Origin of the sequence: Mycobacterium sp. E740, assembly GCF_001672895.1 — a bacterium.
GTDB lineage: Bacteria > Actinomycetota > Actinomycetes > Mycobacteriales > Mycobacteriaceae > Mycobacterium.
This window is the reverse complement of the sequence record NZ_LZKP01000176.1, coordinates 1-25,543: the sequence shown is the minus strand read 5'-3', so window position 1 is coordinate 25,543 and position 25,543 is coordinate 1. Positions and strand designations below refer to the sequence as shown.

Here is a 25,543-nt window from a genome sequence, read left to right as displayed (position 1 = left end):
TGTTCGCGAAATTACGGATCCTCGTCGACGTCGCGTTGGGCAGGCTCGAGCGCAGCCCGCTGTATCACGAGATGCGGGTGCCTCAGTTCGAGTTCACCGCAGTCGACGGCCCGACGACGCTGGCGCTGGACGGTGAAGTCGGAACCGAATGCAGCACGGCCACTTTCAGCGTGCAATACCGGGCGCTGCCGGTGTTTCGTCCGCATCTCGTGATACAGCGGGCTGCGCTCGAGCCTGCCCAACGCGACGTCGACGAGGATCCGTAATTTCGCGAGCCGGCGGCCCGTCTCGAGGATCCTGATGTCCATCAGGCCGTCGTCCATGCGCGTCCGTCGTGACGGCGCGAAGCCCGACGGCAGATACGTCGAGTTGCCGAGGAAGAACAGGAAGGTCCGCAACGTCTTGTTGTCGTAGCGGATGTGTACCGGCTTCTCGTGCCGCAGCGTGTGGAACATCGCGTACAGGCCCGCGAGGGGCTTGCCGATCTTGTGCTCGTACTTCTCCCGGGTCCGCACATACGCCGGATACGCGCCGATGCTCGCGGTGTTGACCACCATCTGCTTCTCGTTCATGCAGACCAGGTCGACGCACGCGACGCTGCCCTGCTGGATCGCGGCGACCGTCTTGTCGACCGTCTCGCAGCCGATGTCCTTGGCGAAGTGGTTGAACGTGCCGCCCGGGAAGACCGCCAGCGGAATGCCTGCCTCGACGGCGGCCGCCGCGGCGCACGACACCGTGCCGTCTCCGCCGCCGATGGCGAGCACCTGCGCGCGCTGCGCCGTCTCCCGCAGGACCGCGCCGATGTCGTCATCGTCACTGAGTTCGACGATCTCCGTGCCCGGCAACGACTTTCGGACCTCTTCGAGGATGCGGGCGCCCGTTCCGCTCCCGGACGACGGGTTGACGACCAGCACCACACCGGCTCCGTCCGGCCGCTGCGGGGTGTCGACACGCAGCGGGTCTGCCGTCGGGACCTTCGTCGGCACCACCGGGGGCACCACCCGTCCGCCGAGCACGGCGATCGCCGCGCCGAGGCCGAACCCGGCGAACACGTCACCGGGATAGTGGGCGCCGACCGCCACCCTGGACAACCCGACCAGCCCGGCCAGCAGTGCCAGGGGCAGGCCGAGGAAAGGACTCTCGAGCCCGACGCCCACCGCGAACGCCGCCGCGCTGGCCGAGTGCCCCGACGGAAACGAGTTGGACGTCGGCCGGCGCCGAGTGCGGCGAACCAACGGCACCGAGTCGAACAGGGGGCGGGGACGGGGCCGGATTCGCTTGGCCCCCTGGTTCGTGACCAGGCTCGTGACCGCCAGCGTCAGCACGCCACGCATCGCTCCTCGCCGCGCGTGCGGCTTGCCGGTGGCGGCCATGACCGCCGCGATGGCGAACCACAGCTTCGAGTGGTCGGCCGCGCGCGTCAACGGGGGCATCACGGTGTCGAGCAGCGGGGTCGGCGAGTCCGCGATCGCCTCGAAGACCTCTCTGTCGAGTGCTCCGAGGCCCTGTGTTATTCGCCGAAGGCCGGTCCGGCGCCGGCCCAGCTGCGCAACGTCCATTGCTCCTACGTAACCACAGCGGGCGACGGCTAATCGTGCCGGTGTGGCTTACCCCAGGGACGGAGCGCCCGGACCTAGCATGGCTTGATGCGCCGGCTGCTGACTTTTGCGTGCGTGGCCGTCATCGGCCTGGCGGCGGCACCCGCGAGTCAAGCCGAGGACGTGCCGTGGTTCGCCCACTCGGTGGGCTCGGCCACCCAGGTGATTTCCGTTGTGGGCATTGGCGGTTCGAAAGCGAAGATGGACGTCTACCAGCGCAGCGCCGCCGGGTGGCAACCGGTCGCCGCCGGCATCCCGGCATGGATAGGCGCCAACGGGATGACACCGCAGAGCCACGACGGCGAAATGAAAACGCCGATGGGCATTTTCACGCTTGACTTCGCCTTCGGCACCGCTCCCAACCCCGGCGGCGGCCTGCACCACGTCCAGGTCGGACCGAACCACTGGTGGGACGGCGACCTGAAAAGCCCGACCTACAACACCATGCAGGTCTGCAACGAGGCGCAGTGCCCGTTCGACACCGACCCTGCCAGCGGCACCGAGAATCTCGAGATCCCGCCGTACGTGCACGCGGTCGTGATGGGCGTCAACAAAGCGCGGGTGCCCGGCAACGGCGGTGCCTTCTTCCTGCACGCCACCGACGGTGGGCCGACCGCGGGATGCGTGGCGATCGACGACGACAAGCTCGTCGAGATCATGCGCTGGCTGCGACCCGGTGCACTTATCGCGATCGCGCAGTAGCTCAGATGTTCAGCGCGCGACCGGGTTTCACCTTGAAGTTCAGTGCCTCGAGCGACATCGACGCGTCGTAGGTCCGGTCGTAGCCGGTTTCGCTGATCCGCCACCCGTCGGCGGTACGGCGGTAGCGATCGTGGTAGAAGCCGGCGCCGATCAGCATGAAGTTGAAATCCGGTGCGATCACCCGGTCCTGCAGGTACCAGGTGCCCGTCGCCTCGTCACCGTCGACGGTGATCTCGGGATGGGTGACGCGGTGCTCGGTGATGATCTCGGGACCCAGCGAGTCGCGCATGAACTTCACCAGCTCGTCGCGGTTGGTGAAGTGGTGCTCCTCGCCGATCGACTCGCCGTATTTGCCGACGACGTCCTCGGTGAGCGTGTCCGCGAACTGGTCCCAGTGCTTGGTGTCGAGCGCACGCAGGTACCGGAACTTCACTTGCTGGATCTCGTCGATGTCACCCATGGCCGACATTGCAGCACACGCCGGCGGCGACGGGCTACTGAGCCGCCGTCAGGTTCCGCGTGGCCGGGCCCTCGAGCAGCGTGCCGTCCGGGGCGAAGCGCGACCCGTGCAGCGGGCACTCCCACGTCTCGTCGGCGTCGTTCCAGTTGACGATGCCGCCAAGATGCGGGCATACCGGCGAGACGCGGTGCTCGCAGCCGTCGACCACGCTGCGGGCCTCCAGGTCCCACGGCGGGCCGCTGACCACACCGCCCTCGTCGGGGGTGCGGTTGCCGATCCGCGTGACCGGGGTGATCCATCCCCGCGCCAGGTACAACGCAACCTGCGCGTTGGTCTGCAGCGCCTTTGGGATGCCGGACAATTCGTGCGGACTCCAGCTGGCGAACGCCTCAGCCCAGTCCATCCGCCCACCGAGAATGCGGCTGGAAAGCGCCAGCGCCGCGGCGGTCCCGTTGGTCATGCCCCACTTGTCGAAACCGGTTGCGACGAAGATCTTGTCGTTCCCCGGCAGAATCGGGCCGACGTAAGGCAGTTCGTCGATCGGCGAATAGTCCTGTGCCGACCAGTAGTGCGTCTGCATCGCACCGGGATAGTGCAACTTCGTCCACTGGTCGAGTTCCTGAACCGACGACGCCGGACTCTTCTCGTGGCCGACGGGATGGCCTGCGCCACCGGCGATCAGGCGGTCACCGTCGGGGGTGGGCGCATACCGGACCGACCGGGTCGGTGAGTCGGCCGAGATGTACATTCCGCGCGTGATGCTGCCCGGCACCTTGTACGCCATGCAGTAGGAGCGTTGCGGTTTGAGGCGCGCGAAGAAGCCGCCGCGGTCGAGGATCGGGATGCCCGTCGCGAGCACGGTTTGTTTTGTGTGGACGTCGAATTCGTCACCCGAAGCGGTGCGAACCGACAAGGTGAGTCCGTCGCCCTCGGTCGAGACCTTCTGCACCCGAACGCCTTGCGCCAACCGGCCGCCGCGCTCCTCCAGCTCGACGACCAGGCTGTCCAGCAACGGCATCGGATCGAACTGCGCCTGGTTGGCCAGTCGGACCGCGCCGTGGAAGGGGAACGGCACATCGGCCTCGTCGACCCACTCGGCGTCGAGTCCCGCAGCTTCACAGGCCTGCAGTTCCTGGCGCACAGACGACACGCCCTTCTCGGACTGCGCATAGGTGAAGGCGTCCTCGCGTTGCACCGAGAGCCCGTGTGCTTCACAGTGCTGGATCAGCCACTCCTGGCCCTCGCGGTTGCCCTCGACGTACTGGCCGGCGGTCTTGGCGCCGTGTTTGCCGACGATCTTCGACAGCTTCGTGCTCTGCAGCAGGCTGATCTTCGCCGTGGTGTTGCCAGTCGTACCGGCGCCGACCCGGAGCGCTTCCAGTACCAGGACGTCCTTGCCGGCGCGCGCCAACAGCACTGCGGTGATGAGACCCGTTATCCCGGCACCGACCACAATGACGTCGGCCGAACGGTCGGATTCGGCGAGCGGTTCGGACGGTGTCGGCTGCTCGGCGCGGTTTGCTAGCCACAGAGATGTCATGGCCTTCCCTGTACCCGTTTGAGGCGGCCCAAAACGGCGGTGGCCGAACGCCGTTCGCCCGGAGTGTCTGACGGTTCACCGGTGGTCAGGCGGCTATCGTGTGGTCCGTTATGAGCGACCCGTTGGGGTTGTCGATCGGGACGACGAACTTGGTCGCGGTACGCATCGGCAACCGAGCCGTCACCCGACGCCCCGTCGTGATGCTGCCGGGCGGCGCGGCGATGACCGGCTTTGTCGAGCGAGTCGGGGACTCGGTGCCGCTGGTGGCGCCGGACGGATCCCTGCACCCGGCCGATCGACTGCTGGTCGATGCGCTCGCCGAATTGGCCGAAGACAGCGGGCCGTCGGCCGGTGTCACCGTCGCGGTTCCCGCGCACTGGGGACCCGCGACGCTGCGCACGTTGCGCAATTCGATGCGCGGGCACCCGGCCCTCGGGGCCGGCGGCATCTCCGCACGACTGGTCTCGGACGCGGTAGCCGCGCTGCGCTCGCTGCAGGCCGAGCCCGGACTTCCCGCGCGAGGTGTCGTGGTGCTCGCCGACTTCGGTGGCGGAGGAACCAGCCTCACGCTGGCCGACGCGGGTGCGGGATTCGGGCCGATCGACGAGACGGTTCGCTACGCGGAGTTCTCCGGTGCGTGGGTGGACCAGGCGCTGCTCAGCCGCCTCGTCGACGAACTCGCGCCGTCCGGCCGCGTCGACCCGGCGAGCACTGCCGCAGTCGGATCGCTGACCCGGCTACGCGAGCAGTCCCGCATCGCCAAGGAACGCTTGTCGACGGACGAGGCGACCGAGGTCGACGCGCTCCGAGTGACCCGCCAAGAATTGGAGACGTTGATCGCGGCACCGTTGGGTGGCGTGCTGGCGGAGCTGGATAATCTGTTGCAGCGCAATGGGATTGACTGGCGCGGTGTCTCGGCTGTGGCCACGGTCGGCGGTGGTGCGAACGTTCCGCTGGTTCAGCGACGACTCTCCGAGCACTGCGGCATGCCGGTGGTCAACACTGCGGAGCCGAGCGCCGCCGCTGCGACGGGTGCCGCGCTGATCGGGGCTTACACGTCGGCCGCAGAGGCGCAGACCGGTGTAGCGCCGGCAGTGGTGCCGGCTGACTCGCCGGCATCTGCCACTTTCCGGGCGCTGGCCTGGTCACAAGACGACGACGCCGCTCACGAACCGGTGCCGTACGTGGCGCCAGAACCGTATGAGCCGCCGTACGAGACCGGGCCGGCCGAGACGGCGGCGGCCGACGAACCGCGCATCTGGCAACGGTTGCCGGGCATGGTCTTCGGCGCCTTAGCGGCAGTCGCAGTGGTCGCGGTCGGTGGCGCGGCGATCGCGTTGACCAGCGCGACGGGCAGCACCGGGGTGAGTGAGGCACCGCGCACCTCAGCGGCCCCTGCCGTCAGTGAGGCGCCGCCACCTGCGAGCAGCGAGGCGCCGCCCGCGCCAGCGGAGACCGTCACGGTCACCAGTGCGCCACCGCCCCCGGTGAGCAGCCAGGCGCCCCCGCCGGTGACGACCGTCGTCACCTCGACGGAGCCGACCACCACCACAACTACAACCACCACCACAACGACGACCACCACTGCGACGACGACCACAACCACAACAACGACCACCACGACCACGCCGACAACGACCACCACCACGACGCCGTCGACCACACCGTTGACGACCACGTATCTGACCGTGCCGTTCGTGCCCGTGCCGATCCCCATTCAGGTGCCGCAGGGCTGAACGCGGAAGGGCTACCGCCCGTACGAGTAGTCCGGTTCGTGGAACCGGTTGATGATCGGAATCCGCTCGATGATGCGGTCGCGCAGGCGGGGCTGCGGTGGAGGGATGTAGGCGGGTGCCGGCGGCGGCACGTAGACAGGCGCAGGCGGTGCGTAGACAGGAGCCGGAGGCGAGTAAGCCGGCGGCTCGGGCGCGGTGTTAGCCGGAGCGGGCGGCACGTAGGCGGGTGGTTCGTAGACCGGCTCGGCGACCGGGGCGGCCGGCGGCGCAGGGGCGGCCACCGCGATGGTCTGCGCGACGACGGGCCTCGCCTCGGCAGGTGTCGTCTTCTTGACAGCCGGGGCCGCTTCCTCTGCAATGGCGGCGGGCTGCTCGACGGCGCCCGCGGCCTGCGGCGCGGGTTCTTCGTCACCGGTCAGGTTGAGGCCGACCGCCGCGGAGATCGACGCCACGAACGTCACCACCGCGGCGGCGAGCACGGCGGCCAGCGCACCCGTGCGCGACGACTGCCTCGTCGTCGGCGCATCCAAAGCGTGCACCGCCCGGGCCGAGGCCAGCGCCGCGCCGCGGGCCAACGCCAGGTCCGCGTCGGCCGCGGAGAACACCGGCGATTGCGTGACGTCGCCGAGCGTCGAGGTGATGAGGTCCAGATCGCGGGCCGAACCGACGACGAAGATCGCCCCGGGCTGCCACTCGTTGAGCGCGAGCATGTCGATCACGCTGCTCGGCAGTTCGACGACGTCCGCACCGTCCAGCGGCCGTGCGATGCGGTCGACGGTGACGCCGCCGCGGGTAACCATGGCGATCACCGCGGCGTCCGGTTCGACGATGCACACCGCGACGTCGTCGTAGTCGGCGATGTCGGCGATGCCCGCTGCCAGGACCTCACCCGCCTCCAGCTCAGAGATTGCGATCGCGTTGTCGTGACCGCGGTCGGAAAGGGCCGTCAACACCTCGGAAGCGACGGCTTCGGCCTCGCTGGTCCAGGTGACGCCGATCGAGTGGATGTGACTGCCGTCGACGTCGGCGAGCACGACGTTGAGCAGGCCCTCGGCATCGACGTCGGCGTCGAAGTCGAACGCTCCGCGGTCGACCGTGGCACCCTCGCCGGTTGTGCCCTCGACGAGCACCCACCGAACCGTGCTGGACGTCATCGACAGGCCGAGCACGAGGTCCATAGTTCTGTCCCCTCGCCGTGGTCAGGCTCTGAGGTTACCCAGGCTCGCGTTCGAACGGGAATCGGTGTTCTGCGAATCCACTGAATTGCGGTCAATGTAACGATTTGATATACAACCTCCCGTGGGACGGCACTCCGTAGCCAAGAAACGGCGCACGTCACCGATCACCGTGGCCGCAGCCATCGCCCCCGCCGCGATCCTCTTAGCGGTCGGGGGAGACGTCCACCTCTCCGCACGCCCGGCGCCCCAGACTCAACCGGTCGTCGCCGAGGAAACCACCCCGTGTTGCGTCGAAATCGTGGCGGCAGCGCCGGTGGCACCTGCCGCGGCGCCGACGGCCGACCCGAGTGCGATGCCCGCCGCCATGGTCGCGGCCGCCCGGTACCGCACCGTCGACCGCTCGCTGCCGGTCGGCATCGCACCCGAGGGCGGCCTTCAGGTCAAGACGATCCTCGCGTCGCGCGCGATCAGCGAGGCCTTCCCTGAGATCAGCAACATCGGCGGCGTGCGACCCGATGCGCTGCGCTGGCATCCCAACGGCCTGGCGCTCGACGTGATGATTCCCGATCCCAGTAGCGCGGCGGGGATTGCGCTCGGCAACGAAATCGTCTCTTACGCACTGCGAAACGCGAAGCGCTTCGACTTGCAGGACGCGATCTGGCGCGGGGTGTACTACACGCCCGACGGTGCCCAGAGCGGCGGTTACGGTCACTTCGACCACGTGCACATCACAACTCATGGCGGCGGCTTCCCGACCGGTGGCGAGGTCTACCTCCGCTGAGTCGGAGCTGGGCACGGCTAGCCGCAGCAGCTGGGATCAAGCACTGAGCACAGCGCTATCAGTGCGTCCCGTCTTGGTCGGTGGTAGACATTCATGCCGCGCCGTTGCGATTCCATTAATCCGGCGCGCCTCAACTGGGTTAGGTGGTGGCTGACTGTGGATTCCGTCAAGCCCACCTCAGCCGCGAGATCACTGCTGCACTCCTCGCCTTGAGCGGAATTGAAGAGCAGTGACACGAGCTTGACTCGCACCGGATCAGCGAGTGCTTTCAGTCGTAGCGCTATCTCCAATGCGGCGGCGTCGTCTACCGGTCCTGCGGCAAGCGGCGCACAGCACACAGGGGCAGACAGGTCGACCGTCGGCAGCGATTTCGGCACACGGCAAGGATGCCACAGGGCATTGACATATATCGAAAAGGTGGCAGTATCAGTTCCGACCTAGTTCGATATATGTCACACAGGTGGAGGTCATCGTGTCCCGCGTTCAACTTGCATTAAACGTCGACAACCTTGCCGAGGCCGTCAGGTTCTACTCGAAGTTGTTCAACGTGACGCCGGCCAAGCTCAAGAAGGGCTACGCCAACTTCGCCATCGCGCAACCGCCGTTGAAACTCGTGCTGCTGGAGAATCCCGGAAAGGGCGGCAGCATCAACCACCTCGGAGTGGAGGTCGAGTCCAGCGACGCCGTGCACGCCGAGATTGCGAGGCTCTCCGAGGAAGGACTGCTCACCGATGAGGAGATTGGCACCACCTGTTGCTTCGCCAAACAAGACAAGGTTTGGGTCACCGGCCCAGCTGGCGAAAAGTGGGAGGTCTACACCGTTCTCGCGGACTCCGACACCTTCGGCAACAGCCCGCAGCATCGCGACCCTGACGCCGAGGGCAGCCAGTGCTGCGGCGCAGCAGCGGCACAAGACAAGGAAGCCTTGAGTACGGCAGCCCCTTGCTGCTGAGTGTGACTGTCGTGGAGCCGGTGACGGGAATCGAACCCGCGTATTCAGCTTGGGAAGCTGATGTTCTGCCATTGAACTACACCGGCTTGTTTGAGCACGAAGGCTAGCATCCGAGCGGCTACGCTCGTCGAGTGCTGCTCTCCGACCGCGACATCCGCGCCGAGATCGCCGCTGAGCGACTGAGCCTCGATCCGTTCGACGACACCCTGATTCAGCCGTCGAGCATCGACGTTCGCCTCGACAGCCTGTTTCGCGTCTTCAACAACACGCGCTACACCCACATCGACCCGGCCCGGCAGCAGGACGAGCTCACCAGCCTCGTGCAGCCCGAACCCGGCGAGCCGTTCGTGCTGCATCCCGGCGAGTTCGTGCTCGGCTCGACGCTGGAGCTGTGCAGCCTGCCCGACGACCTCGCCGGCCGCCTCGAAGGCAAGTCCTCGCTGGGCCGCCTCGGCCTGTTGACGCACTCGACCGCCGGCTTCATCGACCCGGGCTTCTCCGGTCACATCACGCTCGAGCTGTCCAACGTCGCCAACCTCCCGATCACGCTGTGGCCCGGGATGAAGATCGGCCAGCTGTGCCTGTTGCGACTGACCAGCCCCGCGGAGCACCCCTACGGCAGCGCCCGCGCCGGGTCGAAGTATCAGGGCCAGCGCGGGCCGACACCGTCGCGGTCGTACCAGAACTTCATCAAGTCGACCTGAAGCCCCGGTGAGCTTGCGGTAATGCCGGCGAAACACGAAACAATCCGGAAACACGCGCGCCCCGCGACGGAAACCTGAAGCCGAAATGCTCTTTCCCGACCGGGAGGAGTTCCATGGACGCAATCGATCCTGCCGCGACGGCTTGGCTGCTGGCGGCGACGGCGATGGTGCTGTTGATGACCCCAGGGCTGGCGATCTTCTACGGCGGCATGGTCCGCACGACCGGCGTGCTCAACATGATCATGATGTGCTTCATCGCCATCCCGCTGTGCTCGGTCGCATGGCTGCTGGTCGGCTACAGCGTGGCGTTCTCCGAGGACGCCGGCGGCGGGCTCGTCGGCAACCTCGCCCACTTCGGGATGCTGGGCATCAATCCGACCACGCTGCACGGAGCGGTTCCCGAACTGCTGTACGCCACCTTCCAGCTCACGTTCGCGATCGTCACCGCAGCGCTGGTCTGCGGCGCGATCGCCGACCGCGCGCGGTTCGCGGCGTGGATGGTGTTCGTACCGGTGTGGACGGTCGCGGTGTATGCCGTCGTCGCGCACTGGGTGTGGGGGCCGGGCGGCTGGCTGTTCCACCTCGGCGTGCTCGACTATGCCGGCGGCCTCGTCGTCGAAATCGTCTCCGGCGCTTCAGCTTTGGCGCTGGCGCTGGTGCTCGGACCGCGCATCGGCTTCAAGAAGGACGCCATGCGCCCACACAATCTGCCGTTCGTATTGCTCGGTGCGGGTCTGCTGTGGTTCGGCTGGTTCGGGTTCAACGCGGGATCGGCGCTCGGCGCCAACGGCACCGCCGCCGCGATCTTCCTCAACACGCTGGTCGCCGGATGCCTCGGCATGCTCGGCTGGATCATGGTCGAACGGATTCGCGACGGTAAGCCCACCACGTTCGGCGCCGCCTCCGGCGTGGTCGCCGGGCTGGTCGCGATCACCCCGTCGTGCGGAACGGTCAACACCCTCGGCGCGTTCATCGTGGGCGCTGCCGCCGGAGTGGTCTGCTCGTTCGCGGTCGGGCTGAAGTTCCGGTGGGGCTACGACGACTCGCTCGACGTGGTCGGCGTGCACTTCGTCGGCGGCGTCGTCGGCGTCTTGCTGATCGGTCTGATCGCCACCGAGGTGATGACCGGCGGTCCGTCCGGCCTGTTCTACGGCGGCGGCCTGACCCAACTGGGCAAGCAGTCGCTGGCCGTAATCGTCGTCGCCGCGTACGCGTTCACCGCCTCCTACGTGCTCGCCAAGCTGATCGATCGGGTGATGGGATTCCGGGTCAGCGCCGAGGACGAGACCACCGGCGTCGACTTCACCCAGCACGCCGAGAGCGCCTACGCCGAGGGCGTGCACGGCCACGTGCCGACGCGGCGCCCGGCGTTCGGCGGACTCGCAGGGCTCGACTCACCGCAGCCCGCGGAAACCTCGGAAGAGGCGTGAACCGCGGGGCGCTTTCGCTCAGGGACGCGAGTAGTGTCGAGATACCGGCGTCGTACCGGCGCTCGCAAATCGCCCTCAGCAAATTCGGGCACGGATGTAACGCCCGTGCTGCTCAGGGCGATTAAGCACTAGTCGGCGGCGTGTGTAAAGCGCGGGGCCGCTCGACTTTCCAGGCAACATAGCAAATATTCGTGGAGGGGCAGTGGAGATCGTACTGGGTGTGTCGATGACACCTGAGACGGTCCGGATGGTGCTGGTCGAAGGCGATAAAGCCGATGGTGTGACCGTCGACCACGACGTGTTCGACGTGCGCGCCGGTGAGGATTCGGCAACGTCGGGCGCAGCCGCCCAGGTGGTGGACGCCGTACTCGGCACCAAGGAGAGCGCCGAGGCGGGCGGCCACGAACTCAAGGCCATCGGTGTCACCTGGAGCGACCACGCCGAGGCCGCCCAACTGCGGGACGCGCTGGCCGCCCGCGACATCGACGACGTGCTTCTCGTCTCCGACGGCCACGCCGCGGCCGCGCTCGCGCAGGCCGTCGGGCGGACAGTCGGCTACGACACCACCGCGCTGCTGTTCATCGACCGCGACACCGCCACGCTCTCGGTCGTGCGGACCGACGACGGGTCGGTGGTCAAGGTGCTCAGCCGCACGCTGCACAGCGACGACGCGATGGCCGTGCTGGCCGACATGGCCGCTGCCGTCGACGCTCAGGACGCGCCGCCGCAGGGCATGTTCGTCGTCGGTTCGGGCGTCGACGTCAGCTCGGTGAAGAGTCATCTCGAGCACCTGGTGAGCCTGCCTGTACACGCTCCCGACGAACCCGGGATGGCGCTGGCCCGTGGCGCGGCGCTGGCGGCTGCCAGCGCACCCGCGTTGGAGGCGTCGACGGTCGGACTGGCCTACTCGCAGGACCCCGACGGCCCCACGGCCGGTTCCGTGTACGCCGGGCTGGCGGCCGCCGAGACCCAGCTCGCGGTTGCCGGGGGTGACGGCGCGTACCTCGACGACGAGCCGCGGACCGATCTTTCGCCAGCGCCGGGCGACGACCGCAAGCCGTTCCTGCTCGTCGGCAGCGCGCTGACGTCGATCTTCGTCGTCGGCGTGGTGGCGCTGGTGATCTCGCTCGCGGTGAGCATCCGCCCGACGGCCGACCAGCGGCCCAGTCCCGGACAGAGCGCGATCGTGCCCAGCACCGTCGCGCCCGCGCCAGAGCCGCCGCCGGTCGAGCAGGCGCAGCCGATACAGGCGCCTCCGCCGCCGGCGGAGACCATCAAGGCACCCGTGCCCGTTGTGCAGCAACAGCCTGCCCCGCAGTCGCCGCGGACGGTCTATGTCGAGGCCCCCGCCCCGGCTCCGGAAGCGCCCGCACCCGCGCCCGCCGCGCCACCGCCCGCGCCCGCCGCGCCGGCCCCGGTAGCCCCGGTTCCGGTGGCACCTGCCCCGGTGATTCCGGCTCCGGTCCCGGCGTACGTACCGCCCGTCATTGCGCCGCCGAACTATTACCCGCAGCAGCAGAACCCGTGGACCCAGCAGTGGCCGAGCCGTCCGTCGTGGAAGCCGCCGAAGGTCAAGCAGGTGACTCCGCCGTGGCAGGAGCCCGAGATGCCGGAGTACCCGCAACCCGCGACGCCGCCATGGCAGGACGGGTCGAGCGGCTATCCCGGGTCGAGCGGCTATCCGGGTTCGAGCGGCTACCCCGGTTCGATCGGTGGTGGTGACGGCTCACGCGGTAACGGCGGCGGCAAGAACGGTCGCGGCGGCGTCTCGATCTGCGTGCTGAACATCTGCGCCGGATAGGCAGTCGTAACCCGCTGTTGGCCTGCTGCTCAGTGTCGCGTCGCGGTTAGCTCATCGCGGCCGCATATCAAGTCGGTATGCGCTGCACCGTCTTCGGCACCGGATACCTCGGAGCCACCCACGCCGCCGGCATGGCCGAGCTGGGCCACGACGTGATCGGCGTCGACGTCGATCCGGGCAAGGTCGCCAAGCTCGCCTCCGGTGAAGTTCCGTTCTACGAGCCCGGCTTGCGAAAAGTGTTGAGCGACAACCTCGCTGCCGGACGTCTGACGTTCACCACCGACTACGACGCCGCGGCAGAGTTCGCCGATGTGCACTTCCTTGGCGTCGGGACGCCGCAGAAGAAGGGCGAGTACGGCGCCGACCTCCGCCACGTGCACGCGGTCATCGACACGCTGGTGCCCCGGTTGCAGCGGCCTGCCGTGATCGTCGGCAAGTCGACGGTGCCGGTGGGCACCGCCGCTGAGCTCGCTGACCGGGCGCGCGCGCTCGCGCCGGCGGGGGTCGACGTCGAGATCGCGTGGAACCCAGAATTCCTGCGCGAAGGATTCGCGGTGCACGACACCCTGCACCCCGATCGGATCGTGCTTGGCGTGCAACACGATTCGACTCGCGCCGAGGCGGCGATCCGCGAACTGTACGCGCCGCTGCTCGACCAGGAAGTACCGTTCCTCGTCACCGACCTGCAGACCGCCGAGCTGGTCAAGGTGTCGGCGAATGCGTTTCTGGCCACGAAGATCTCGTTCATCAACGCGATCTCGGAGGTGTGTGAGGCCGTCGACGCCGACGTCACGACGCTGGCCGACGCGCTGGGGCACGACACGCGTATCGGCCGCCGGTTCCTCAACGCGGGCTTGGGTTTCGGCGGCGGCTGCCTGCCGAAGGACATCCGCGCGTTCATGGCGCGTGCCGGCGAACTGGGCGCCAACCACGCGCTGACCTTCCTGCGCGAGGTCGACAGCATCAACATGCGCCGTCGCAGCCGGATGGTGGAACTGGCGACCACGGCCTGCGGCGGTTCGCTGCTGGGCGCCAACATCGCCGTGCTCGGCGCCGCGTTCAAGCCCGATTCCGACGACGTGCGCGACTCCCCAGCGCTCAATGTCGCGGGCCTACTGCAACTCAACGGTGCCACCGTCACCGTGTACGACCCGAAGGCGATGGAGAACTCGCGGCGGGTGTTTCCGACGCTGACCTACTCGACGTCGGTCGCCGACGCGTGCCACCGCGCCGACGCCGTGCTGGTGCTCACCGAATGGCAGGAGTTCGTCGATCTGGATCCCGAGGATCTGGCAGGCACCGTGCGCGCGAAAGTCGTTGTCGACGGCCGCAATTGCCTCGACGTCGGCCGGTGGGCAGCAGCCGGGTGGCAGGTGCACTGTCTCGGGAGGAGCGCATCCTCGCTCAGTCGGTAGGCTCGGGTCACCTGACGGGTCAAGGAGGGTGCCTCGTGGAACCGATTCGTGCGGGTCGACGCGCCGGCCCCGTCCGTCACTGGGTCCGGTGGCTTGCCGTGCACGGGTTCGTGCGGGCGGGCTCGAAGCTGCTGGCCCGCCGCGGTGACATGCAGGGCCGGATGATCGCGGACCCGCTGGTGCGCCTCGACCCGGTCCCGTTCACCGAGGAGCTGCGCGCCCGCGGGCCGGTCGTCAAGGCCGCCGTCATGTACCTCACCGTCGATCACGGGATCGCCAACGACCTGCTGCGCTCAGACGACTTCCACGTCCTGCCGATCGGCTCGAACCTGCCCAAACCGCTGCAGTGGGTGGCGGACCACACCAAGACCGGCCTGCTGCATCCACTGGAACCGCCGTCGATGCTGTCGGTGGAACCACCCGAGCACACTCGCTACCGCAAGCTAGTGTCGTCGGTGTTCACCACCAGGGCCGTCGCCGCGCTCAAGGACCGGGTGCAGCAGACCGCCGACTCGCTGCTCGACGAACTCGCCGGCGCCGGCACCGTCGACGTCGTCGCGCGGTACTGCTCTCAGCTCCCCGTCGCGGTGATCGGCGACATCCTCGGCGTTCCCGACGAAGCCAGGCCCCGCATCCTGGAGTTCGGGGAGCTGGCCGCCCCGAGCCTCGACATCGGCCTGACGTGGTCGCAGTACCGCACCGTCTACCGCGGCATCGAGGGCTTCAACGACTGGTTGTCCGCGCATCTGGAGGAGCTGCGCCGCAATCCGGGCGACGACCTGATGAGCCAGCTGATCGCGGCCTCCGACGAAGGCGCCCGGCTCGACGAGCGCGAACTACTGGCCACCGCGGGGCTCGTGCTGGCCGCCGGCTTCGAGACCACGGTCAACCTGCTGGGCAACGGAATTCGGACGCTGATCGAGCACCCACAGCACCTCGAAACTCTGGCCCGGCGCCCGGAACTGTGGCCCACCGCGGTGGAGGAGATCCTGCGGCTCGAGCCGCCGGTGCAACTCACCGCGCGGTTCGCGACCGAGGACACCGAGATCGCGGGCCAGCTGATCCGCCGGGGCGACGGCGTCATCCTGTACATCGCCGGCACCAACCGCGATCCCCAGGTGTTCGACGACCCGCATCGCTTCAACCTCGAACGCGAGAATGCCGGTAAACACCTGTCGTTCTCCGGTGGCAGGCACTTCTGCCTCGGGGCGGCGCTCGCGCGCGCCGAGGGCGAGGTCGGCCTGCGGACCTTCTTCGAGCGGTTCCCCGACGCCCGACTCGCCGGCGAGGGCGCCAGGCGCCAAACCCGGGTACTGCGGGGATGGGCATCACTGCCGGTCGCGCTGGGCACCGCCCGCGCGCCGATGAGTTCGCCGTCCTGACTCGGTCATCACCCCGAGACAGACAGAACGGAGGAACCATGTCGATCGACCATGTGCTGGCCGTCGTCCCGGTCACCGACATCGAGGCCGCCAGGCGGTGGTACACGAGCCTGTTCGACCGGGCACCGGACAACAACCCGATGCCCACGCTGGTGGAGTGGCAGGTCCGCCCCGGCGCCTGGGTCCAGGTGTTCCACGATCCGCGCCGTGCCGGCGGCGCAATGGTCAACTTCGCCGTCGACGACCTGGAGCGTCACCTCGCCGAACTACGCGATCGCGGCCTGAGCCCCGAAGAGATCGTCGCGGCTGACAAGGGTGTGCGGCTGTCGAAGCTCGAGGACTCCGACGGCAACGAGATCAGGATTATCGGGGGTTTCCGGGTCGACTATTGAGTACGTTCGGGGCGTGGATTTCCGAGCCGCGCTGCTCGACCAGACCCGGGCGTTCGGGGACCTGATCCGCAGTGCCGACCCATCGACGCCGGTGCCGACCTGTCCCGACTGGACGCTCAAGCAGCTGTTCCGACATGTCGGGCGGGGTAACCGCTGGGCCGCGCAGATTATCGCCGAACGCCGGACCGCCGCGCTGGACCCGCGCGATGTACGCAACGGCAAGCCGCCCGACGATCCCGATGGTGCGGCCGACTGGCTCAATCAAGGTGCGCAGCTGATCGTCGACGCGGTCGACCGCGCCGGGGCCGCCGCCCGGGTGTGGACGTTCCGCGGCCCCCGCCCGGCGGGCTGGTGGATCCGCCGGCGGCTGCACGAGGTCGCCGTGCACCACGCCGACGCTGCGCTGGCTGTCGGCGCCGACTACGAGTTGCCGCCCGACCTCGCCGCCGATGCGATCAGCGAATGGGTCGAGCTGATGGCGAGCAACACTTCACAGCCCGCGCTGGACCGCGGCCGCAGCATCCACATGCACGCCACCGACGACGGGCTGGGACCGACCGGCGAGTGGACGATCACCCATGACGAGGAGGGCGTCGGGTGGTCACACGACCACATCAAGGCCGATGTCGCGTTGCGCGGCACCGCAACAGATCTGCTGCTGGCCATCACCCGGCGGCGCTCGGCAGCCGACCTCGGCGTCGAGGTGCTCGGCGACGCTTCGGTGTGGGACGGCTGGCTGGCGCGGACTAACTTCTAGGCGTCGCCAGCACCGCGGCAATGCCGGTGGTCAGCGGCACCGACAGCGCCAGCGCGATGCCGCCGACGGCTGAGCGGGCGATCTCGATGGCCACGCTCTCGCTGGTGAGGACGTCGCCGAGGCTTCGATTGGCCACACTGAAGAGCAGCAGCAGCGGCAGCGCGCTGCCCGCATAGGCCAGCACCAGCGTGTACACGGTGCTCGCGATGTGGTCGCGGCCGACCCGCATGGCGCCCACGAAGATCGCGCGCCGCGAAGCCCCGTCCAGCTCGGCCAGCTCGAACACCGTGGACGCCTGGGTGACCGTGACATCGTTGAGCACGCCCAGTGAGCCGATGATGAAACCCGCCAGCAGCAGCCCGGTGATCGAGACGTTGCCCAGATACGCGGCGACCTCGTTGTTCTGATCCTCCGACAATCCGGTCAGATGCGTCAATTCGATTGCGCCCCAAGATAGTACGGCAGCGACGAGTAGCGAGGTCAGCGTGCCGAGCAGCGCGGCGCTGGTGCGCAGGCTCACCCCGTGCGCCAGGTAGATGACCGCGTACAGGATCAACGCCGACGCCACCAAGGCGACGGGAATGGCGGCGGCGCCGTCGCGCAGAGCCGGAAGCATGAACACGACGAGCACGAGGAACGCGACCACGATGCCGATCAGCGCCCGCAACCCTCGCCACCCCGCGACGGCGACCACCACCACCGCGAACGCCGCGGCGAGCGCGATCAGCGGCCAGGTCCGTTCGTAGTCGTAGAACGAGTAGGTCGTGCTGCCGGCCGCATCGACCTGACGGCTGATGCGCACCTGGTCGCCGACGGCGAAGCTGGGCTGGCCGGGGCCGCCACTGAACTCGAGCAGCGTCGTCGCGCCCTGGTTCGGGCCCGACTCGATCGCGATGACGGTCTGCACGCACGCGGCGCCGTCACCCTGTGCCTCGATGGGCGCGGCGGTGAGCACCTGTCCGACCGACGGGCTGCCGCACGTCGCGGTGCTGCTCGACTCGACCTGGCCGGATTCGGTCGTGACTGCGCCCCCCTCGGCATTCTGGAAGGGCAGCGGGATGGCGGTTTTCTGCTGGCTCGGCCACAACCAGACCGCACCCGCCAAGACCGATACGCCGATCGCGAGCAGCAAGCCGACGACGACCTTCGCGGCGATCGGCCCCAATGGCGCGGGACCGGTCAGCGAGTGGGAATGTCCGTGCGAATGCGTCACGGACAACAGCGTAGAGACGCTCGCTACTGGCGGTATCCGGCCAGGAAGTTGCCCAACCGCTCGATGGCGTTGGAAAGGTCGCGGGCCCACGGCAGTGTCACGATGCGCAGGTGATCCGGAGTCGGCCAGTTGAAGCCGGTGCCCTGGGTGACCAGGATCTTCTCTTGCAGAAGCAGATCAAGAACCAGCTGTTCGTCGTCGACGATGTCGTAGACCTCCGGGTCCAGCCGCGGGAACGCATACAGCGCGCCTTGCGGCTTCACGCACGACACTCCCGGAATCTCGTTGAGCTTCTGCCAGGCCACGTCACGCTGTTCCAGCAGCCTGCCACCCGGTAGCACCAGGTCCTCGATGCTCTGGTATCCACCGAGCGCGACCTGAATGGCATGCTGCGCAGGCACATTCGGGCACAGCCGCATGTTCGCCAGCAAGCTGATGCCCTCGATGAAGCTGACCGCGTTCTCCTTCGGGCCGGTGATCACCAGCCAGCCCGCTCGGTAACCCGCCACGCGGTACGCCTTCGACAGACCGTTGAAGGTCAGGGTCAGCACGTCGGGGGCCACCGAAGCCATCGAGATGTGCTCGGCGCCGTCGAAGAGGATCTTGTCGTAGATCTCGTCGGCGAGCAGCATCAGCTGGTGCTTGCGCGCCAGATCCGCTATCTGCGTGAGGGTCTCACGGGTGTACACCGCGCCGGTGGGGTTGTTCGGATTGATCACGACGATCGCCTTGGTGCGATCGGTGATCTTCGATTCCAGATCGGCGACGTCGGGCATCCAGCCCTGTGTCTCGTCGCACAGATAGTGCACCGGGGTGCCGCCCGCCAGCGAGGTGCACGCGGTCCACAGCGGATAGTCGGGCGCCGGGATCAGCACCTGATCGCCGTTGTCCAACAGGGCCTGCAGCGTCATCTGGATCAACTCCGACGCGCCGTTGCCCAGGTACACGTCGTCGACGTCGAAACGCGGGAACCCGTCGACGAGTTCGTAGCGCGTGAACACCGCACGGCGCGCCGGCATGATGCCCTTGGAGTCGGAGTAGCCCTGGGCGTACGGCAGCGCCTGGATGATGTCGCGCATGATCACGTCGGGGGCTTCGAACCCGAACGGCGCAGGGTTGCCGATGTTCAGCTTGAGGATCCGGTGGCCCTCCGCCTCCAGGCGCGAGGCGTGCTCGTGTACGGGCCCGCGGATCTCGTAGAGGACGTCCTGCAGCTTGGACGACTGCGTGAACGTGCGCTGCCGCGGTGTCTGCCCCGCAGCATGGATGGGCACGTGGTGGGTGGTCACGTCATCCATGGTCTCACCGCTGTCCAGCGATTAACGAAAAACGCTGTTCATCGGCTCACCGCTTGCCTGGCGGACGAGCACCCTTGGCGATACCCAGCCCCTTCACCGGCGGCGGCGCGGGCTTGTCGGCATCGTCGGCACCGGAAGGCTCAGCGGCAGCGCTTGATTCGCCGTTGCTCTCCGGTTCCGGTTGTGCCGCAGCGGGTTTCGGTGCTGCGGGGGGCTGTTGAGCTGCGGGAGCCGCCTTCTTGGCGCCGGGCCGACGGGCCCCGGGCGCGATGCCCAGCCCTTTGACCTCGGGTTCGGGCTTGGCGTCCAGACCTCGATCCGAATCCGCGGTGTCGGCCTTGCCGCCGGGCTCGGCCTGGTCGGGGTCGGCGTTCGGCGGCTGCGTGACCGTGGCTTCGCCCTCGTTGGGTGAGACCGGCTCGGCCGCTTTCTTGGCGCCGGGCCGCTTGGCACCCGCCGCAATGCCGAGGCCCTTGACCTCCGGCTCCGGCTTGGCGGCAGCCTCTGGCTTGGCTTCCGGCGCCGCGGTGGACGACGCCTCGGCCGCAGGTGCGGACTTCTTGGCGCCGGGGCGCTTTGCTCCCGCCGCGAGTCCCAGCCCCTTCGCGGGAGCTGCTGTAGCAGAGGGCTTTTCGCCATCGGCAGCCGGTGCGCTCGCCGGGGCGGCCTTCTTCGCACCCGGACGCTTCGCCCCGCCCGCGATGCCGAGCCCGGTGACCGGTTTGGTTTCTGTTGCCGTCGCCGCTTCGGCCTTCGGGGCCGGCTCGGCCAGCGACTCGGTCTCGGCGGGGGCCTCTTCGACGGGTGCCGACGCCTCGACCTTGGCCGCGCGCTCCTCGGCTTCCCTGGCGGCCGTGCCCTTCTCGGGCAGCAGGACCGCTGTCTTGTCCAGCGACCCCAGCAACAGCTGGGCGACGTCGAGCACCTCGGCCTTCTCGACATTGCGTGAGGCGGCGACATCGTCGACACCGTCGGTGATCATCACACGGCAGAACGGGCAGCCGGTGGCGATCGTCGAGGCGGTGTCCATGGCCTCTTCAGTGCGCTCGACGTTGACGCGCTTGCCGATGTGCTCTTCCATCCACATCCGTGCGCCGCCCGCGCCGCAGCACAGGCCGCGGTCGGCGTGGCGCGGCATCTCGGTGAGTTTCGCGCCTGACGCCCCGATCAGCTCACGCGGCGCGGCGTACTCCTTGTTGTGCCGTCCGAGGTAGCACGGGTCGTGGTAGGTGATGTCCATCCCGCCGTCGGCCGGTGTGACCGGGATGAGCTTCTTGTCGCGCACCAGGCGGTTCAGCAGCTGGGTGTGGTGCAGAACCGTGAAATTGCCACCGACCTGCGGGTACTCCCGACCCAGCGTGTTGAAGCAGTGCGGGCAGGTGACGACGATCTTGCGGTCGACCCGCTCGACGCCCTCGAACAGCTCGTTGAGGGTCTCGACATTCTGCGCGGCCAGCTGCTGGAACAGGAACTCGTTGCCCGAGCGGCGAGCCGAGTCGCCGTTGCAGGTCTCGCCCTCGCCGAGCACGAGGTACTTCACGCCGGCGGCGGCGAGCAGCTCGGCGACGGCCTTCGTGGTTTTCTTCGCGCGGTCCTCGTAGGCGCCGGCACACCCCACCCAGAACAGGTACTCGTAGCCGTCGAACGATTCGACGTCCTTGCCGTACACCGGCACGTCGAAATCGACCTCGTCGATCCAGTTCGTGCGGTCCTTGGCGTTCTGGCCCCACGGATTGCCCTTGGTCTCCAGGTTCTTGAACAGCACGCCGAGCTCGCCGGGGAACTCCGACTCCATCATCACCTGGTAGCGGCGCATGTCGACGATGTGATCGATGTGCTCGATGTCCACCGGGCACTGCTCGACGCAGGCGCCGCACGTCGTACACGACCACAGCACGTCGGGGTCGATCACGCCGCCCTGTTCCTCGGTGCCGACCAGCGGGCGGGTGGCCTGCGCCGGGCCGGAGCCGAGAATCCGCTCGAAGCCGGACTCCGGCACGTGCTCGTGCGAATGCTCCTCGGACTTCTTCTCCCCGCGCAGTTCCTCGCCGAGACCGCCCTCGGGGGTGTTCTCCAGCGGAGACTCCTTGTCGCCCAGCACATACGGTGCCTTGGCGAACAGGTGGTCGCGCAGGTTCATGATCACGAGCTTCGGCGACAGCGGCTTGCCGGTGTTCCACGCCGGGCACTGCGACTGGCAGCGGCCACACTCGGTGCACGTGGTCATGTCGAGGTAGGCCTTCCACGTGAAGTCCTCGATCTTGCCGCGGCCGAGCACCGCGTCCTCCGGCGGATCCTCGAAGTCGATGCGCTTGGCGTCATATTCCACGGGCAGCAGCGGGCCCAGGGCATTGGGCAGCCGCTTGAACGTGACGTTGATCGGCGCCAGGCCGATGTGCAGATGCTTGGAGTGCAGCACGATCAGCAGGAAGATCAGCATGACCGCGATGTGGGCCAGCAGCGCGATGGTCTCGATCCACTCGTTGGCGGTGTGGCCCAGCGGGTGCAGGACAGAGCCCATCAACTGGGAGAAGAACGCGCCGTTGCCGTAGGGAAGTGCGCCGGTGTTCACCGCGGCGCCACGCACCAGGGCGTAGGTCCAGATGACGTTGAAGATCATGAACAGGATCAGCCAGGCGCCGCCGGTGTGCGATCCGTAGAACCGTGACTCGCGGCCATGTTCCTTGGGTTCGGTGCGCAGGCGGATGATCGCGAAGACGATGATGCCGGCCAGCACGGCGACGGCGAAGAAGTCCTGCAGGAAGCCCAGCACGTCCCAGCGGCCGATGAACGGGATGTGGAAGTCGTGGACGAAAAGGTAGCCGTACGCCTCCAGATAGACCGACGCGAGGATGAAGAAGCCCCACATCGTGAAGAAGTGCGCGATGCCCGGGATGGACCACTTCAGCAGCCGGGTTTGCCCGAACACCTCTTTGATCTGCGTGGTGATGCGGGTGGCGAGGTTGTCCTTGCGGTTGTTCTCCGGGCTGGTCGGGGCCCCGGCGCGGATGAGGCTCGTCAGCCAGAGCACGCGTTTTGCGGCGAAGACCAGCACGAGCGCCGTCAGCCCGAGCCCGACGACGAGCCTGATCAGCATCTGGGTATCCACCGCGCGCCTCCCGTGTCTAAGTTACTCAAGGGTAACTTACTGTGAGTTACTCGTCGGTAACTTCTGCTCAGGGCCTGCTCAGCCCCGGCTCATAGTTGCACCCCGCGGGGAAACGCCGCTACGAAGGATGCCCTAACTAGGACTGAGGCGCGAGCATCGCGCGCAGCATCGACAGCATCTCGGAGCGCGATTCGGCGCCGAGCCGCCGACGGATCCGCGCGACGTGGTGCTCGACGGTCTTGGCGGAGATGAACAACTGCGCGCCGATGTCTCGGTACGGCATGCCCAGCAACAACAGCTCGGCGACCTCACGTTCCCGGTCCGACAGGCGGGACGGCGCGGTGCGCGCGACGCCGGCTGTCGAGGGTTCGGGCACCGACGCGTTGCCCGGTGCATCCTCCGGCCCGACGGTCTGTTTCAGGTCGCGCGCCAACTGCAGCATCGCACCGGACACCCGGCCGTCGGAGGTCTGCAGCGCGGCCTGACCGGCCAGGCGGGTGGCGTCTGAGGTCAGGCCGGACTGGGCGAGCAGCCGAGCCGCCGTGGTGACGTCATCGGTATCGACGTGGTTCGCCAGCACACGCAGCCAGGTGCGCCCCGCGGTCGCCAGTATCTTGGCGAAGGCACTGTGAGCCGCCGCGGCGGTCAGCGCCTGGCCGTGCGGTGCGACGGCGTCCGGTGCGTTGGCGAGGATCCCCGCGTGCACACCGGCCCAGTGCAGCGGCGCGGACCACAACACCGGATCGCCGAGCGAGCCGATCAGCGCGAAGGCCTCGTCGATGGCGTGCTGTAGCCGATCGACCTGTCGCATCCGCGCGGCGGCCACCCACAGCTCGCCGAGCGGCAGCAGCGAGAAGAGCTCCATCGAGTACTCGGCGAGCACCTCCACCGCCGCGTACCAGTGTTTCTGCATGGCGCCCGTGTCGCCGCTGCGCCGGGCGATCGCGGTCTGCAGCGCAGCCGCCCACAGCGCGTCGCGGCGATGTAGCGGAGCCGTGCCCGCGTCGGCTTCGGCGCTTGCGACGTCGGAGGTGGCGGCGGCCAGTTGGCCGTCCTGCATGCGCACCCACCCCAACAGCAGCCGGTGCCTGCGGGCGACGAAGGGTGCGCCGCCGGCGCCGTCCGCCCCGCCCGCTCGTACGGCGCGGGCGATCACGCTGCGGGCGCGCACCGGATCACCGCCGTGCAGCGCAACCAGAGTCAGCAGCGCCGCGGGGGTGTCGGGGGCGACCGCCGCGGGCTGGTCGGTGATGATCGCCTGCCCCAACCGGGCGACGACGGCGGGATAGGGCGCCTCGAGCGACATCAGCAGCCCGTCAGCGAGGCTGCGTGCGGCGCGTGACGTCGACGTCGGCGGCCCACTGCCTTCGGCGGACAATGCCGCGCGCGCACCGGGTAAGTTCCCGGCGGCGAGCGACACCACCGCGCCCGCGGCGCTGACGAACGCGTCCGGATAGGGGCCCAGCCAGCCGAACAGCTCGGCGGCCTGCGCCGCGCTGCCGTCGTGGACGGCGATGCTGGCGGCGATGCGCACGGCGGCGGCCCGGTCCGCGGGGTTCTCGGCGCCCAGCAGTTCGTCGGTGAGCTTGCCGGCGGTCGCGCAGTCGCCTGTCAGCGCGAGAGCATCGGCCAGTCGCGGGCTCAGCGTGGACGCACCGGCATCGACCGCCGCACGGTAAAGCTTTGCCGCTCTTGCCGATTGACCGGCGCTGCGGGAGGCCAGCTCGGCCAGCGCATCGGCCAGCCGGTCGTCGCGCAGCCCGTGCTCGGCCAGCTGCAGCGCCAAATCGACTGTCAGCGTCGATGATCCGAGCTGAGTCTGCAGCAGCGAGATCTCGATGTCGTGATGGCGGGCGGCACCGACGATTTGTGCGACGCACTGATGCAGTGTGCGCAGGAACGCGCGACTGTGAGACGGCTCGACGAGCCCCGTCGCGCGGGCCCGGTCCACCACGGCGTGAGCGGACTCGGTGCTCATCCGTAGCGCCGCAGCGACGTCGTCCGGGCCGAGGTCTCTGCTCAACGAGGTCACCAACAAGGTGTCGAGCGTGGCTTCGTCGAGCTGACGCAGTCGCCCCGTCAGCGCGTACCTCGTCGCGTTGAGGATCGCGGTGGCCGGCGGCTCACCGTCTGCGGTGGTTGCGGCGTCCAGCGCCGGTTGCACCAGGAACGGAAGACCGGCCGTTGCGGCGAGGAGCGACCGGACGATGCCGGAAACCGTTGGTCCACCGGTTCTTTCGGAGACAATCTGCGCAACCTCCGGGGCGGGCAGCGGTCCCAGCGTGATGATCGGGTTCTCGCGTTCGATCGCCGTGGTCAGCGTGCGCAGCGCGGGCCGGTGAACGAGCGGTTGGGTTCCGATGACCACGGTCGAGGCCGGGTCGGTGACACGTGCGGCGAGGTGGTGGAGTTCCTGATCGTCGAGCAGGTGCGCGTCGTCGATGACGATCGCGGCGCCGTCGTCGTCACCGGCATGCGGAGGCCGGGTCAGCACGGTCAAGCCCGCCGACCGAAGCGTCGTGCGGACCGTCGACAACACCGAAGTCTTGCCGGTGCCGATGCCGCCGGACACGAGCAGCTTGACCGGTTCGGTCGGCGCGGCGTTCAGGTCGGCGAGCGCTGCGTGCGCGGACGACGGGATGCCGGTGCGCGGCTCCGACGCGGCCATTGCCTACGGCTCGGCCGGAGTCGGTTCGTCGGGGATCGGCTCGACCGTCGTGGTGACCGGCGCTTCGGTCGTCGTCGGCGGCGCCTGGGTGGTCGTCGGTTGTGTCGTGGTGACGCGCGTCGTGGTCGTGGTCGTGGGCGCGGTGGTGGTGGTCGTAGTGGTTGCGGCCGTCGTCGTGGTCGTTGTCGTAGCCGTGGTGGTGTCCGACGCGCTCGTGGTCGTGGGGGGAGGTGGCGGCGGCACCACGGTCGTGGTGGGCCGGCCGTCGGACCCGGTGACCGTAATGGTCTGCGGCGCAGCCGAAGTCGTTCGTCCGGGGGACGGTCCCGTTTCGACCGTCGTCGCGGTCTCGGTCACCGGGCCGGTGTCGCCGCTGGTGCTCGTCAGCGTGACGGCGAGGCCGCCGGCGGCCAACAGGGCGGCCGCG

At 68.4% G+C, this 25,543-nt stretch carries 20 protein-coding genes, 1 tRNA gene and 1 pseudogene; 11 read left to right on the top strand and 11 right to left on the bottom strand.

Going from position 1 to position 25,543, the window contains the following annotated elements; translation table 11 throughout:
- Positions 1-11: 11 nt before the first annotated feature.
- Entirely contained in the window at positions 12-1,559 is a 1,548-nt protein-coding gene (locus A5663_RS17285; RefSeq protein WP_082974209.1) for a bifunctional phosphatase PAP2/diacylglycerol kinase family protein, read from the bottom strand.
- Positions 1,560-1,646: 87 nt separating this feature from the next.
- On the opposite strand from A5663_RS17285, the gene A5663_RS17280 reads away from it, so the two are divergent.
- On the top strand, positions 1,647-2,300 hold the full coding sequence (locus A5663_RS17280) for a L,D-transpeptidase (protein ID WP_068151705.1): 654 nt from the start codon (positions 1,647-1,649) through the stop codon (positions 2,298-2,300).
- A gap of 1 nt (position 2,301) precedes the next feature.
- Here the strand turns inward: A5663_RS17280 and A5663_RS17275 are convergent, their stop codons facing one another.
- The gene (locus tag A5663_RS17275) at positions 2,302-2,760 is read right to left on the bottom strand and encodes a nuclear transport factor 2 family protein (protein ID WP_068151714.1); all 459 of its coding nucleotides are present in this window, start codon (positions 2,758-2,760) and stop codon (positions 2,302-2,304) included.
- A gap of 34 nt (positions 2,761-2,794) precedes the next feature.
- Complete coding sequence (locus A5663_RS17270; protein WP_068151703.1) at positions 2,795-4,300, bottom strand: FAD-dependent oxidoreductase; 1,506 nt, start codon at positions 4,298-4,300, stop codon at positions 2,795-2,797.
- A gap of 110 nt (positions 4,301-4,410) precedes the next feature.
- On the opposite strand from A5663_RS17270, the gene A5663_RS17265 reads away from it, so the two are divergent.
- Positions 4,411-6,036: an Hsp70 family protein gene (locus A5663_RS17265; protein ID WP_068151698.1), complete on the top strand. Its 1,626-nt coding sequence runs from the start codon at positions 4,411-4,413 to the stop codon at positions 6,034-6,036.
- A gap of 11 nt (positions 6,037-6,047) precedes the next feature.
- Here the strand turns inward: A5663_RS17265 and A5663_RS17260 are convergent, their stop codons facing one another.
- Positions 6,048-7,214, bottom strand: a complete 1,167-nt coding sequence (locus tag A5663_RS17260) for a hypothetical protein (RefSeq protein ID WP_068151696.1) — start codon at positions 7,212-7,214, stop codon at positions 6,048-6,050.
- 121 nt (positions 7,215-7,335) lie between these two features.
- On the opposite strand from A5663_RS17260, the gene A5663_RS17255 reads away from it, so the two are divergent.
- A complete protein-coding gene (locus A5663_RS17255; protein ID WP_068151694.1) occupies positions 7,336-7,995 on the top strand; it encodes a hypothetical protein in 660 nt (219 codons plus the stop codon).
- A gap of 17 nt (positions 7,996-8,012) precedes the next feature.
- Here A5663_RS17255 and A5663_RS22745 read toward each other — a convergent pair whose 3' ends face one another.
- A complete protein-coding gene (locus A5663_RS22745; RefSeq protein ID WP_082974208.1) occupies positions 8,013-8,372 on the bottom strand; it encodes an Rv2640c family ArsR-like transcriptional regulator in 360 nt (119 codons plus the stop codon).
- 95 nt (positions 8,373-8,467) lie between these two features.
- On the opposite strand from A5663_RS22745, the gene A5663_RS17250 reads away from it, so the two are divergent.
- A complete protein-coding gene (locus A5663_RS17250) occupies positions 8,468-8,947 on the top strand; it encodes an ArsI/CadI family heavy metal resistance metalloenzyme (RefSeq protein WP_068151711.1) in 480 nt (159 codons plus the stop codon).
- A gap of 12 nt (positions 8,948-8,959) precedes the next feature.
- Here the strand turns inward: A5663_RS17250 and A5663_RS17245 are convergent.
- Positions 8,960-9,033: transfer RNA gene (locus A5663_RS17245), tRNA-Gly, on the bottom strand.
- 45 nt (positions 9,034-9,078) lie between these two features.
- Here A5663_RS17245 and dcd point away from each other — a divergent pair.
- From dcd to A5663_RS17210, 7 genes are all read left to right on the top strand, one after another.
- A complete protein-coding gene (gene dcd / locus A5663_RS17240) occupies positions 9,079-9,651 on the top strand; it encodes a dCTP deaminase (RefSeq protein ID WP_068151691.1) in 573 nt (190 codons plus the stop codon).
- A 113-nt stretch (positions 9,652-9,764) separates the two neighbouring features.
- Complete coding sequence (locus tag A5663_RS17235; RefSeq protein ID WP_068151680.1) at positions 9,765-11,081, top strand: ammonium transporter; 1,317 nt, start codon at positions 9,765-9,767, stop codon at positions 11,079-11,081.
- A gap of 202 nt (positions 11,082-11,283) precedes the next feature.
- On the top strand, positions 11,284-12,882 hold the full coding sequence (locus A5663_RS17230; protein ID WP_068151677.1) for a hypothetical protein: 1,599 nt from the start codon (positions 11,284-11,286) through the stop codon (positions 12,880-12,882).
- A gap of 77 nt (positions 12,883-12,959) precedes the next feature.
- Positions 12,960-14,297, top strand: a complete 1,338-nt coding sequence (locus tag A5663_RS17225) for a UDP-glucose/GDP-mannose dehydrogenase family protein (protein ID WP_068151674.1) — start codon at positions 12,960-12,962, stop codon at positions 14,295-14,297.
- 35 nt (positions 14,298-14,332) lie between these two features.
- Positions 14,333-15,679, top strand: a complete 1,347-nt coding sequence (locus tag A5663_RS17220; RefSeq protein ID WP_304443156.1) for a cytochrome P450 — start codon at positions 14,333-14,335, stop codon at positions 15,677-15,679.
- A gap of 38 nt (positions 15,680-15,717) precedes the next feature.
- Positions 15,718-16,071: a VOC family protein gene (locus A5663_RS17215; protein ID WP_068151671.1), complete on the top strand. Its 354-nt coding sequence runs from the start codon at positions 15,718-15,720 to the stop codon at positions 16,069-16,071.
- A gap of 13 nt (positions 16,072-16,084) precedes the next feature.
- Entirely contained in the window at positions 16,085-16,828 is a 744-nt protein-coding gene (locus tag A5663_RS17210) for a maleylpyruvate isomerase family mycothiol-dependent enzyme (protein ID WP_068151668.1), read from the top strand.
- Here the strand turns inward: A5663_RS17210 and A5663_RS17205 are convergent.
- The 5 genes and pseudogenes from A5663_RS17205 to A5663_RS23860 form a co-directional block, all read right to left on the bottom strand.
- Positions 16,818-18,041: a YibE/F family protein gene (locus A5663_RS17205; protein ID WP_082974207.1), complete on the bottom strand. Its 1,224-nt coding sequence runs from the start codon at positions 18,039-18,041 to the stop codon at positions 16,818-16,820. The two genes, A5663_RS17210 and A5663_RS17205, sit on opposite strands and share 11 nt — an antisense overlap.
- 23 nt (positions 18,042-18,064) lie before the next feature.
- Complete coding sequence (locus A5663_RS17200; RefSeq protein WP_068151662.1) at positions 18,065-19,339, bottom strand: pyridoxal phosphate-dependent aminotransferase; 1,275 nt, start codon at positions 19,337-19,339, stop codon at positions 18,065-18,067.
- A gap of 46 nt (positions 19,340-19,385) precedes the next feature.
- Complete coding sequence (locus A5663_RS17195) at positions 19,386-22,448, bottom strand: heterodisulfide reductase-related iron-sulfur binding cluster (protein ID WP_068151659.1); 3,063 nt, start codon at positions 22,446-22,448, stop codon at positions 19,386-19,388.
- A gap of 136 nt (positions 22,449-22,584) precedes the next feature.
- Positions 22,585-25,116, bottom strand: a complete 2,532-nt coding sequence (gene iniR, locus A5663_RS17190; RefSeq protein WP_068151656.1) for an isoniazid response ATPase/transcriptional regulator IniR — start codon at positions 25,114-25,116, stop codon at positions 22,585-22,587.
- Between the two features lie 3 nt (positions 25,117-25,119).
- Positions 25,120-25,543, bottom strand: a pseudogene (locus A5663_RS23860) (molecular chaperone); the annotation flags it as partial.

Bases quoted from the DNA above. Each gene is read 5' to 3' on its own strand.
- A5663_RS17285 (WP_082974209.1), bottom strand. From the start codon at position 1,559: ATGGACGTTGCGCAGCTGGGCCGGCGCCGGACCGGCCTTCGGCGAATA.
- A5663_RS17280 (WP_068151705.1), top strand. From the start codon at position 1,647: ATGCGCCGGCTGCTGACTTTTGCGTGCGTGGCCGTCATCGGCCTGGCG.
- A5663_RS17275 (WP_068151714.1), bottom strand. From the start codon at position 2,760: ATGGGTGACATCGACGAGATCCAGCAAGTGAAGTTCCGGTACCTGCGT.
- A5663_RS17270 (WP_068151703.1), bottom strand. From the start codon at position 4,300: ATGACATCTCTGTGGCTAGCAAACCGCGCCGAGCAGCCGACACCGTCC.
- A5663_RS17265 (WP_068151698.1), top strand. From the start codon at position 4,411: ATGAGCGACCCGTTGGGGTTGTCGATCGGGACGACGAACTTGGTCGCG.
- A5663_RS17260 (WP_068151696.1), bottom strand. From the start codon at position 7,214: ATGGACCTCGTGCTCGGCCTGTCGATGACGTCCAGCACGGTTCGGTGG.
- A5663_RS17235 (WP_068151680.1), top strand. From the start codon at position 9,765: ATGGACGCAATCGATCCTGCCGCGACGGCTTGGCTGCTGGCGGCGACG.
- A5663_RS17225 (WP_068151674.1), top strand. From the start codon at position 12,960: ATGCGCTGCACCGTCTTCGGCACCGGATACCTCGGAGCCACCCACGCC.
- A5663_RS17215 (WP_068151671.1), top strand. From the start codon at position 15,718: ATGTCGATCGACCATGTGCTGGCCGTCGTCCCGGTCACCGACATCGAG.
- A5663_RS17200 (WP_068151662.1), bottom strand. From the start codon at position 19,339: ATGGATGACGTGACCACCCACCACGTGCCCATCCATGCTGCGGGGCAG.
- iniR (WP_068151656.1), bottom strand. From the start codon at position 25,116: ATGGCCGCGTCGGAGCCGCGCACCGGCATCCCGTCGTCCGCGCACGCA.